The 11447-nt window shown below is 44.9% G+C and carries 13 protein-coding genes and 2 pseudogenes; 2 read left to right on the top strand and 13 right to left on the bottom strand.

Annotated features, from left to right (window positions below; genetic code table 11):
- From JCM16159_RS18535 to radA, 4 genes and pseudogenes are all read right to left on the bottom strand, one after another.
- Window positions 1–166 (bottom strand): annotated as a pseudogene (locus tag JCM16159_RS18535) (Replication factor C small subunit); the annotation flags it as partial.
- Between the two features lie 24 nt (window positions 167–190).
- On the bottom strand, window positions 191–664 hold the full coding sequence (locus tag JCM16159_RS04230; RefSeq protein WP_054857057.1) for a hypothetical protein: 474 nt from the start codon (window positions 662–664) through the stop codon (window positions 191–193).
- A 31-nt stretch (window positions 665–695) separates the two neighbouring features.
- On the bottom strand, window positions 696–1874 hold the full coding sequence (locus JCM16159_RS04225) for a GTP-binding protein (RefSeq protein ID WP_054857056.1): 1179 nt from the start codon (window positions 1872–1874) through the stop codon (window positions 696–698).
- A gap of 47 nt (window positions 1875–1921) precedes the next feature.
- Window positions 1922–2876: pseudogene (gene radA, locus JCM16159_RS04220) on the bottom strand (DNA repair and recombination protein RadA).
- Between the two features lie 82 nt (window positions 2877–2958).
- Here radA and JCM16159_RS04215 point away from each other — a divergent pair.
- Window positions 2959–3888: a lysine exporter LysO family protein gene (locus tag JCM16159_RS04215; protein ID WP_054857055.1), complete on the top strand. Its 930-nt coding sequence runs from the start codon at window positions 2959–2961 to the stop codon at window positions 3886–3888.
- A 1-nt stretch (window position 3889) separates the two neighbouring features.
- Here the strand turns inward: JCM16159_RS04215 and JCM16159_RS14460 are convergent, their stop codons facing one another.
- Genes JCM16159_RS14460 through JCM16159_RS14445 form a run of 5 tightly spaced genes read right to left on the bottom strand, consistent with a single transcriptional unit; the run spans window position 3890 to window position 6927 of the window.
- Entirely contained in the window at window positions 3890–4036 is a 147-nt protein-coding gene (locus JCM16159_RS14460; protein WP_243665843.1) for a hypothetical protein, read from the bottom strand.
- Entirely contained in the window at window positions 4008–4361 is a 354-nt protein-coding gene (locus JCM16159_RS04210; RefSeq protein ID WP_243665842.1) for a CBS domain-containing protein, read from the bottom strand. The genes JCM16159_RS14460 and JCM16159_RS04210 overlap by 29 nt, the downstream gene beginning before the upstream one ends.
- A 43-nt stretch (window positions 4362–4404) precedes the next feature.
- On the bottom strand, window positions 4405–6027 hold the full coding sequence (locus JCM16159_RS14455; RefSeq protein WP_243665841.1) for a V-type ATPase 116kDa subunit family protein: 1623 nt from the start codon (window positions 6025–6027) through the stop codon (window positions 4405–4407).
- On the bottom strand, window positions 6024–6437 hold the full coding sequence (locus tag JCM16159_RS14450) for a hypothetical protein (protein WP_243665840.1): 414 nt from the start codon (window positions 6435–6437) through the stop codon (window positions 6024–6026). The genes JCM16159_RS14455 and JCM16159_RS14450 overlap by 4 nt, the downstream gene beginning before the upstream one ends.
- The gene (locus tag JCM16159_RS14445; RefSeq protein ID WP_243665839.1) at window positions 6403–6927 is read right to left on the bottom strand and encodes a hypothetical protein; all 525 of its coding nucleotides are present in this window, start codon (window positions 6925–6927) and stop codon (window positions 6403–6405) included. Before JCM16159_RS14445 ends, JCM16159_RS14450 begins: the two co-directional genes overlap by 35 nt.
- A 113-nt stretch (window positions 6928–7040) precedes the next feature.
- Between JCM16159_RS14445 and JCM16159_RS04200 the strand changes: the two genes are divergently transcribed.
- Complete coding sequence (locus JCM16159_RS04200) at window positions 7041–7313, top strand: 50S ribosomal protein L35ae (RefSeq protein WP_243665853.1); 273 nt, start codon at window positions 7041–7043, stop codon at window positions 7311–7313.
- 31 nt (window positions 7314–7344) lie between these two features.
- On the opposite strand, the gene JCM16159_RS04195 is transcribed toward JCM16159_RS04200, so the two are convergent.
- The 4 genes from JCM16159_RS04195 to rqcH all read right to left on the bottom strand — a co-directional run bounded on the left by JCM16159_RS04195 (window position 7345) and on the right by rqcH (window position 11444).
- Window positions 7345–8064 carry a hypothetical protein gene (locus tag JCM16159_RS04195; RefSeq protein ID WP_054857053.1) on the bottom strand — a complete coding sequence of 240 codons (720 nt, stop codon included), beginning with the start codon at window positions 8062–8064 and terminating at the stop codon, window positions 7345–7347.
- A 68-nt stretch (window positions 8065–8132) separates the two neighbouring features.
- Window positions 8133–8828: an AMMECR1 domain-containing protein gene (locus tag JCM16159_RS04190; protein ID WP_054857052.1), complete on the bottom strand. Its 696-nt coding sequence runs from the start codon at window positions 8826–8828 to the stop codon at window positions 8133–8135.
- Window positions 8829–8885: 57 nt separating this feature from the next.
- On the bottom strand, window positions 8886–9431 hold the full coding sequence (locus JCM16159_RS04185) for a Mut7-C RNAse domain-containing protein (protein WP_054853398.1): 546 nt from the start codon (window positions 9429–9431) through the stop codon (window positions 8886–8888).
- 6 nt (window positions 9432–9437) lie between these two features.
- Window positions 9438–11444: a ribosome rescue protein RqcH gene (gene rqcH, locus JCM16159_RS04180; protein ID WP_054857051.1), complete on the bottom strand. Its 2007-nt coding sequence runs from the start codon at window positions 11442–11444 to the stop codon at window positions 9438–9440.
- Window positions 11445–11447 lie beyond the last annotated feature (3 nt).

Below are 11447 nucleotides of genomic sequence, written 5' to 3'. Positions count from 1 at the left end.
CCATCGTAGTCTTACCAGTACCAGGAGGACCGAAGAAGAGTAGGTGTGGTATATTACCGCTGGCCAGCATCCCCTTTACTCTAGCCTTAACGTGGTCCTGGTCAATAATATCATCAATCCTCAAAGGACGATACTTCTCCACCCACAGTACCTCCTCAGATGACATGTACTACTCTTTTCTCTCCCATCCTTAAATAAATTCTTTTGCAGCCTCCGAGACCACGTACTTATTATCTCTAAGTAATACATACCCCAGTCTATTTAGTATTGTTAATAACTCGTACTCCCTATCACTGAGTTTATCTATTTCATTGATAGATATCGGCAATTTACTAAGCAACTTCCTAATAATTTCTTTAGTTGTGGTCACCTCCCTATTTGTCGTCTCATCCCTAAGCAGTACTACCTTCCCCTCATCCAGCAATCTCTTAAGGAGTCTCTTAGCCATTACATCCCTCGTATCAAGAAACAGGTTATTATTTATCGCCTTAAGTAGTCCACCGCCCAATTGTTGAGACCGTGATTGCTGCCGAGGCTGTGTAATTCCCTGACCACGCAGTTCCCTCAATTCCTCCTTGATCAAGTCGAGCTCTCCCTCAATCGCCTCAAGACGTTCAAGGACCTCCCTAAGCAATTTAATGCATTCACCGTATTGTGAACTCATTACCTAATGTACGCAGTGCCAGTTAATAAGGCTATAGAGATGAGTGAATCTCCACGACATCACCGTCATTAAGAACGTAATTAATACCGACCCTTTTAACACCCATTGGGAATTTATCAATCCTCCAAACCCTGGCGTACTTAAACCCCTCATAAAACCTACTATGAATCCTCTTAGCCAAGTCGCCCACCGTCGAACCTCTCCTAAGTACGAAGGGCTTTGGTGAGTACGTATCGGCATCCGGCTCCTTTGTATAGACCCTTATTAGGTCCATTATCCTCAATAATGACTCGCCAAGCGCCTTAGAATCAATTACGCAGTTCCTTAGCGACGCAGTTAATACCAATGTCTCATTGCCTAGTTTGGCAGTGATATTCCTTATATAATCGATGTCTGCCAGGTCAATCTTATTTATTACAACGAGAGCCGGCTTATACGTTATATCCTTAAATATTGATTCCTCAACATCATCCAGCGTGGCCTCACCATTAATCATGACCAGGGCATTGTTTATCCCGTAACTCACCAATAACCTTTTAACATCCTCTGCCGTACCATTAACCAACTTACCAACGACTTGAATTCCACCTGTTGGTCTTCTTTCTATCGTCACAAAACCCCTAGGTCTAACTATGTATATCCCATTCTCCCTAAGGATACCCTTTAAGGCGTTGTACTGAGTCTCGATATCACCACTCGCGTCAAGAACCACTATTGCGCTGTCCGCATTTCTAATCATTGATAGCGCCATAGAGTTCACATCCGAGTCCACGTCATAGATATTAATTGAGGGCAACTTCACAAGTTGGAAGTAGACATTGTCGTAAATGAACATGCCAGGTATTGGTTCAATTGATGAGAACGGTACATCATCAGGTTCAACCCTCACGTTAGTCAGGCACCTTAAAAGGCTTGATTTGCCTGATGATGGTGGTCCTATTACGACCACTTGAGCATCACCCTCCTTCTCGATATAGATATTAACCCCTCCGCCAGACCTCAGGCTCCGTTCCTTTGTCCTCTTCTCCTCAATCTCCCTCCTAAGCTGGGCCATCCTCCTCCTAGCCCAATGAACCAAGTTCTCCGTACCCTTATGCTTAGGTACCGTGCTTAGGAACTCCTCAAGCGCCTTCAGCTTCTCTTCAGGTGTCTTGGCTTCCATTACCTTCAACCACTTGGCCTTCGCCTCTGGTGGTAAATTAGCTGGCATTACCAAGTCTATAATTAACTACGGATTAAATAATTTACGAACCATCACTAAACATCCTCAATACCCTTATCCGTAATCCTAAACATCGCACTGGCCTTGAAGGGAAGCCTGGGCGAGTCCAGGACCTCCATGACCTTAATATCCTCCTTAGACTTCCTAAGGAACAACCTATGCGTAACTGCGTGGGCCAGCACATTACCGCCAGCAGGTCTCTTAACTTCGATATACCCCATCGGCACATCAAGGACTTGGTTCGTGAGTACCACATACACATTATAGACCTTGGCAATCCTCATTAACCAATCAAGTATGTAATTAAGCCTCTGCTGCCTCTCGGCAAGCCTCTCCCTACCCTTAAACTCAGCTGTAAAGGGCTATTATTGAGTCAACCACGATAAGCTTAACGTTAGCCTGCTCAACAAGCTTGACAACATCAAACTTAATCCTATCCTCGAGGTCCGCAGCATTGACCACCTTAATGACGTATATATTATCCAAGGCCTCATTGGGGTCCAGGTCAAACCTTTGGGCAATATTGACGATCCTACTTGGTGAGAAGGCCTCCTCAGTGTCTAGGTAAACGACCGAACCACCAACACCACCCTTATCCTGACCTAACTGAACGGTTACCGAGAGCTGATGACAGAGTTGAGTCTTACCAGTGCCGAATTCGCCGGCAAATTCATAAATCGCCTTAGGCTCTAAGCCGCCCTGCAGTAAATCATCGATAGCCCTAACATTTGTCTTCAACCTAATGATGCCCTCAAAAGACCTGGCTAGGTCTGTCGCCCTTGAGACCCTATTGCTGCCGAACACGATATCCCTCGCGGACCTCAGTATCTTCTCAACCCTATCAGGTGTCATGTCAGTTAGCTCAATGAGCTCTTCAGGGTTGAAAAGCGCCAAATGCTTAACGCTGAGTATTCCCTTTGACTTAAGTAATTGAGCGGTCTTCGGCCCAATACCCTCTAAATCCTCCAAGTCTACGCTATCCCGGGACATTTCTTCTCAATTCATTAACTCGCTACCTAACAATAAATAGGTATTTGTTAAGAATTAAAAGCGGGGCCTTCGGAGGGGCCATGTGATAAGCTTTGCCGATGTAATTAGCGGCTTATTCTTGGTAACGTTTCCAATAACCATGGCCATTGGGTATACATTCAGAAGTAGGGTTAAGACACTCGGTATTGGTAATTACTTGCAGTACGTGGTCGCGGCGTTGGTATTCACGATGGCCCTTTGGGCTGGCAATATCGTGGCTAGTAACTACGTTTTACGCATAATTCTTTACTCAGTAGTCTATGCTGTACTCTCTATAATAATGAGCCTAGTCTTTACGATGCCCATAAGTCTCCTAATCAATACCAAACGGTTGAGGATAATTAACATGGATGGCAATCCCAGTATTAATATTAAATTGCCATTGATATTATTAATTATCTTAGTAATTGGTTGGTTGCTCGGTTATTACATTAGGTTCAGGACAATGATGAATGTAATTAATTACTTAATAGCGTCTGAGTTATTTGTATTAATACTGGTGATCGGCCTTGACATTGGTTCATCAATAAGCATGTCATTACTTACCCAGGGGTATCTCGGTATAGTAATTGCAGCAACATCATTATTGGGTAGTTCCGTTAGTGGCTTAATACTGCATTACCTAGTTGGAATACCGTTAGCGGCGTCTCTCGGGGTGTCAATGGGGATGGGGTGGTACTCACTGGCTGGACCCCTGCTTAGCGTTAGGTTTGGGCCTGCCGTGGGCACCCTGGCCTTTTTGGCTAATTTCCTTAGGGAGCAATTAACGTACTTGTTAATTCCCCTAATCGTGATTGCAGGTTTTAAGGATGTATCCCTGGTATCGATTGGCGGCGCAACATCTATGGATGACACATTACCCATCTATAGGCTTTACATGGGTGAGATCGGCGGTTTCATAGCGTTTATTAATGGTTTCGTAATAACGATGATACTTCCTGAGTTATTACCCTACGTAATAACGATTAAATAGCTTAAATTCCCTCATCAATGTTCACGAGATCCCTAATCATGCTCACCTCCTCCTCTGTGGCGCCAAGCTCCTCCACGTTCATGTCAACGAGAAGCCTTGCCAATGCTATTGCGGCATCCCTAATCGATATTATACACGACCTTACCATCCTCATCAACAATTGGCAAGTGCCTAATACCGTGCTTAGCCATTATATGCACAGCCTTTATTAAACTGGCGTCCTCCTCAACAACGATGACATTCCTCGTCATAACATCACCGACCGTTAACGCACCAAGGCCTACGTTACTTGCAATCAATCTCAATAAATCTCTCTCGGTAAATACGCCAATGGCCTTACCCTCCTCATCAGTCACTATTATTGATCCAATATTCCTCTCATTCATTATCTTAATGACCTCGGTTAATGGTTCATCATCCCTCACGGTTATGGGCACCTCCTTCATCACGTCCCTAACGCGGGGTATTGCCATGCAATTAATAAGTACCTTAAGGCCCTATATATACTTTTTATACCTAGACTATGAGGAGCCTAACCCACCTTAGGCCCAGTGTGAAGGGTGTGAATAATACACCGGCGCCGCTGAAGAACTTCGTGTACATCTCATAGAAGTGAAGCCTCAGGCTTTGTACGAAGGCTACGAACCCCTCACCGATTATTATTATCAAGTTGAATATTATCAACACGGCGAGGCCGGCTAGTGTGAATAATCCCAGCGAGACAGCCCAGGCGTATGTCATTGCAGTGAATACGGCGTGCATTATAGCCACGATACTCAGCCTCATGAAGGATATGGTATTCGTGAGACTCGGTATTGCAGCCTCGGCACCAACCTCAACGGCCAACTGGGCAGCACTAAACCCAGGAACACCCCTGTACTTAGCCCTGAAGTAAAGCAGTGAGTATACTAGTATTGCTAACGTAGCAAATACCGCGTATACCCAATACCACATTAAACTCTCTATTGCATTGAATAAGGGATATAATGATTGTAGTAATGGGGTTTCCTCACCAATCCTTATGACTGGTACGAACCCAGCGCCCATTAGGGCAAGTACTAGGAATGCGAAGAAGAAGAACAGTGGTACATAAAAGCCTATGGCCAGATCCCTCTCACCACCCCTATAGGCATTAACAGCTTTAAGTGCAAAGGATAGAAGTAATGACACTATACCAACCATTATTGACACGGCTAACATGGCATAGATCGAGTTAAAAACAACAAATCCTGGCTGACTAATACTGGCTAACTTAAAGCGTGGATTCAAACCCTTTATTTCTATTCCAAATATTGTACCACTCTCAATGAAGGTGAATACTATGGACCAAATACCTGCCATTAGGAATATTAAGCCCCATGTCGAGTATTTACCGCTGAATATTGAGCGTAGGAAGGCATTGGGACCCTTATAACGTGACCTATACAAGGCGTAGCCGAATAGGGATAGTACTATGCCGTGGCCCAAGTCCGGGTACATCCAGCCGTAGAAAGCTGGGAATAGTATGAAAGTTAGTATTATGGGGCTTATCTCCGTGTACTTCGGTACCCCATACATGTACGTTATTTTCTTAAACGCATCAATGAGCTTCGGATACTCCTCAAGCGTTGGCGCCTTCTCCGGCTCTATCTCCTTGACATACACCACCTTACTCTCCTTCCTAACCCTGGCATCGATAGCTAACTTACTGAGCAATGATGCTAATAAGTCATCGAATTTACTCGATAGGCTTTCTTTGACGTAACCGGCTATCGTCACGACATCACCGCCGACCTTACTAATACCATCAACACCGTAGGTAGAGACCTCGTTAAACTCCTTCACAAACTCCTCATACTCCCTCTCCAGGTCCTTAAGCCTAGACCTTAGGTCCGTCAATTCCCTACCTGTTAATTCAAATGCTGACTTAATATCGACTAGGTAGTCCCTACCTATTTCATAAACCTCCTTACCCAGTGACTTCACGTCCAGGTTCTCCGGAGACTCTATGAGCGTGAGTATTGATAAGTCTGTACCCTCAATGTCACGTTTAATGTACATAAGCCCCTTAATGAAGTCCTCGTTCACACCACCCTTGATCGCGAATACCCTGACCCTAAGCCTACTGAGGCCCTCGAAGGAGATACCGGCCTTCTTCATGTACCTAGAACCTCATGTATTATCTCTAGCTCTCTAATTCTATTCCTAGTCTCATTCACGGAATTAATCAATTGCACTAGCCTATCACCCACGTCCTTACCCTCGGGTATTGCTGAGTCCATGTACTGCCTAACTATGTTCGTTATCATATCCGAAAGGTTGATAATTGCGTAGGCCCTATCACTAACCTTGGTTAGGAAGTCTCTAAATTCCTGCTCAAGCCTTTCTAACCTACCCTCCAGCTCTGCCAACCTACTCTTCATGGTGTTTAAGTCAAAGTTACTAGGTACCTCAAGTGGGTTCGTATTAAACAACTTATATGCACTCAGTAAACCCTGCCTGGCCCACTCTGGGTATATCACCAGTGCGTAGAACCTATCCTGGGCTAACGGGTAGTGCCTCGGCTCCATGATTAGCAATGGCGTTACTAAACTCATTAAAATCCTCCTCGCTCAACGGTATGATATCCATTGAGAAGTGCTTCAGCCTCTCCATAATGACGCCGCCAACGGATGATGCTACATCCACAATACTCCTCAACCTCACATACTCACCCCTAATGCCTTCAATGGTATCAAGGTACTGCCTGACTCTGGTGAGTAGATCCTCCCCATCCTCAATTATGTACTCAAGTAGCTCGTTGAATAGGCTAATCTTAACCTCATGGAGAGCCGTTGGTGGCGGTATTGAGTACTGATTCAATATCCTACCCAGTTCCCTGGATATATCCTCAACTTTCCTAATCTTCTCCGAGTACTTACCCGACACCTTGGGTGCCGGTATTACCCCTGGCCTAGTTATTGGCATGAAGTAACCAGCATTACCTATATTCATCAATAGATCAAAGGCGTGTTCTGACGGTAATGCAATCTTATACTCAATAAGTCTCGCTATTGGCATTCGAGAGACAAAGGCTAATTATAGAATTTAAGCATTATTCCTCCAAAGACCTGGTAACGAGTATTTACGAAAGTAGCATTTAAAAATTCTGTATTGCGTCATGTAACGTGTCAATGCAAGTAAAGACTGTCAAGGCGAGGATATACTCAATACGGAGGGGATCCATTGGATACTCAAGGGATGCCATAATCATAGTGCCGGGTGTTGAAACGTCAGTAGATGCGGCAAAATTCGTTAACGCCAAGGTTATTTGGAGGTCTAGAAAGGGAACTGAAGTAATTGGGAAGGTGCTCAGGATATGGGGTAAGCATGGTCAACTACTCGCCAGATTTAGGCGCGGACTGCCTGGGCAGGCCCTTGGTGATACCGTGGATTTAATAATATAAGGCTGGCAATCTAGAAAATCAACAAGCGAAACTAAGTTGATTTACATGGCGGCCTGGTCGGATTAACTATCTTGTATCCAAATAACAGGCATACGCCGGTGTTAGCACCGTAGTAAATACAATTTCTGCAATCATCCGGTCTACCCATAACTATCTTAATACCACTTGGTAACGATGAAAGAGGCGTGGGCGCTGGCGGCGCTTGTGGTTTTTCAATAACTGTGGCTTCAGGTCTCGTTATCTCCACGGCCTGTTGCCTAACCTCAACTGGTGGAGGTGGTGGCAGAGGAGTTGGTGGAGTAGGTGGTTGTGCCGGTGGTTGCGGAATACTTGGTACCTGCGGTGCCGGCTGGGGTGGGCTTATTACTTGTGTTGGCTGTTGTGGTGGTGCTTGAGGCGATAACGCAGTAACTACCTCATCCATCACCGTCTTCCTTACCACATCCGGTGCTGGTAATTGGCCCTCATACACCTTCCTACCATTAATTATCAATGCAGGTAATGCCGAAACTCCATCCTGCTTCATCGACTTGACTAAGTATACCAGGTTTTGGGGTATTTGGCTTTCCGGCATGCTTAATGCATTAAGTGCCGTATCAACGGCCTCGGGCTTTATTCTAATGAACGTTGCATTAACATTCCTCTCACTGCCCTTAAACTTCTCCCTAACCTCTGTGACAACACTTCTAATAACGTTTTCGTAAGTCTCATCCCTACCCACAACCATGTAAAACTTAATCATGACCGGCATATACCTCAATTCTTAAATATAGGCCGATTTAATAAATCTTTAGTGTTTAAAATGGCGTCAATAATTTATTACTCATTCATAGCCACTGACAACTTTACATGATTACTCAGTAATCTGTTAAGGTAAAGTTTGCGTTCAATGACGTCGCCATCAGGACGTAATTCATATATTATCTGCGTTTTAAATGCCTTAATGCTTGTTGGGTTGCAGATCCTCAGAGAATCACAAAGCTCTTTAATAAAATCGTCAATACCCAATTGCTTACCATCCCTTTGGTAGTAATTCTCGGCCATCTCCACAACCTTCTGTGGAAGAAGTATTGTGGCCTTGCCCGAGTCAACTATGTACAATCCATGATAACCAAGCACCATCTCCCTCCTGACCCAGTCCATGTTAACATCCATTAGTGGCGATGTTACCGTAACCTCGAGGACGCAGTTCTTAAACTCGGCAATGGATATTGGCGAGAACCTTGGGTCATAGAAGGCTGCGTGTATTGCAGCGGTTACTGAGTCCTCAAGTAGGTTCTTTATTGGCCTTATCGTACCCATACTACCCCTAAGGACCCTCTTTATCATGCCGTCTGAGTACATGAGCTTTTCAATGGATACGAAGACACCGAGCTTGAGCTCCGCAATCTTTACTAAATGCGTTGGGTCTATGTCATAGTTAGCCTTAACGCCAAGTCTCTCAAGGATCTTAGTCCTCAGATACTTAATAAGGCTTACGTAGTCCTGCTCATTGAGAGGCTTGAATAGTTGCATGTGGTACAGCGTTATAGTCAACCATTTATATGCATTTATACATAATGCCCTCCCTATTTACTCACGAATTACTAGTAAATTACCATTAATGCACTGGGTACTTAGTGCGCCTTGAATACCCCTCGCAATCTCTAACTCCTTGCCCATGCGCGCATGGTGGCTACCAACCCAATAAACCTTACCACAACCAGTACATAGCCAGAACTCACTATGCCTAAGCAAGACACCCTGAGGCACCTTATCAATTACTAAATCCTTACTGACCTTAATTAGCCTTGAGCCACAGATGGGACATAAGCTCCTCTCCATATTAAGCACTAATGGAAACCCAAGTACCAACGAGAGTATTGATAACCACTCAACATGACCAGAAGTAATCAGTAACAGGCTTAACTTAGTCCTTCTCCTAAACAATTCCCTATCCTTGGTCACGAGCACGTGACCAACATTTAATAAATAATAATCATCAAAACTAGGGTTATAAGTGACCCTAACACCCAGAATCCTCAACCACCTAACTAACCAACCAAGCATTGAGTCAACAACAACCTCATCATCGCTTATGGGCAGATCAACACAAGCATTAAGTCTGGCAACCTCCAAGGCCGGTCACTTCGCTAAATCCCTTAATTCATTCCAGGGCCTTGGATTCCCCTCATAAACACCCTCGATGATTGAGGGACCCGGCACAGCATCAACAATGTGACTCAGGTTAATTACCTTGGTAAACCCGGTAACCTTACCTCTGAACAAATCATAAATCTCCCTACTCACGTTAACCCTATCCTTAGTACCAGGCCTTAATATGACGTAGTAACTACTCAATGACCCTATCACACTCGGTGGTGCCGTGATGAGCCTGATAAGGGTCGAATTATTAATACTGTCAATTCTAACGCCAACACCGAGGCTAAGCTCGGCATTCCTAATCCAACCCCTGGTTCCATAAATCATGAAACTACCCTTACCCAGGTACTCACCAGATGGTGCCCTTTTAGTCACTTGTTCGCCCCTCACGTAAAACGCATCGAGTACTGATAGGCCCATTGCCCAAGCCCTTGAATACGAGACTGCATATTGCGCTGCTTCCTGGATGTCCCTATCGCTGAAACCATCATTAGGACCCGCAAGTCTAACAATAACCACGGAACCCCCCGGTATATCGGCATGAACAAATATATCCCAGGGCCTCAGGTAATGCCTAACAATAACCTCATTCTGTGTGGCATCCCTACCAGCTATCACGAACTTACCACCACTGGTCACGAACCACCTAAACCTCTCGAACCACTCCCTGGCGCCGTAAATCACGCGTACCGAACCCTCCCTAATGCTTTCCTCGATCCTCTCACCCTCAACCCTAAGCTCCTCAATGCGCGCCCTAAGTTGGCCCAGGTTCTCCTCAGCCGTTTTAGCCTTACGTTCAAGCTCCTTAGCCCTGTTAAATAAATCGTCAATTACATCACCAACATCTGCATTTAATGGTATTGACACTGTGACACCGTCAATCTCGAGCGTCACGGCCTTACTCCTCAGGTCAAAGCCCTTAACCCTAATTCCCTGGTACTCCATGCCCCTGATTAAGTCCTGGAACTCATCCTTATAGGAGGACCAGTAATTCCTAAGCACATTGAGTAATTCCTCAATTACGTACTTCCAATTAAGCACGGTCTCCGCCTTAACCCTCAACTCCCTAGAACCCTTCCTGAAACCCTCAATACTAATCATTAACTCATCAATACTCCTCTCAAGCCTAGCAATCTCCCCGGAGATGCTGGCTAGTTTCTTCTCAGACTCTTCCTTAACCTCGATTTCGTGGAAGTACTCATCAACGGCCTCATTAAATTTACCAAACTGCTTAATACCATCATGCTTAATAGATAAGTACCTAATCGGCGTTACGGTTATTGGCACACCATTACCATAGTAAATGGTTGGTTCTAAACTACCCCTACTTATGGTACTTATCATGGATGAGATCACCGAGATTATGCGATCAATATCGGCGGAATTAGCGGATTGACCACAATTAATTGACGCCCTAATGCACACCTCGTTGGCCACCTCACCACCTAGGCCTAAGCCCCTGGCGATGGCCTTGCCTATCGTGTCATAGCCCTGTAAGGCCTTGATGATGTCTTCACGATTATCAATAGGCTTAACGAAGTTTTGAGGCGGTGGTTTGTACTCGAGACCGTTATTCACGACCCTATCCTTGCCCCTATATGGCCTTAGGACCCACTTAATCATGTTGTCATTACTTACATAGACCACGTTCCAGGGCTCAAGTAGTTCAATTATTAAGTAGCCGTCATCAAACAGAAGCTTAACAATGCGGTCAAAGTTAAGTAGCTCAAGGTCCCTAAGTGAGTTCCCCTCAATCAACCTCCTAAGTGGTAGTATTCCCTCGGCTCCGTGCTCAAGGACGTAACTCGTCAATCCGAACCTGTGGGAGTTCGCTATTATGAAGTACTTCTCGGAACCCTTCCTAAACCTCAGGAGTAGTGAGCCACCCATGGTATAGACCTTATCTAGTATTGAGCCCCTTAACTCCGTGAGCTCTACTAAGATTGCCAATAGGTCCAGGACATTCAATGATCTCTTTTGACTTAGCATTAC

Source organism: Vulcanisaeta sp. JCM 16159, from assembly GCF_001316265.1.
GTDB lineage: Archaea > Thermoproteota > Thermoprotei > Thermoproteales > Thermocladiaceae > Vulcanisaeta.
Note: the sequence above shows the minus strand (reverse complement) of the source record. Positions and strands in the feature narration are given on the sequence as shown.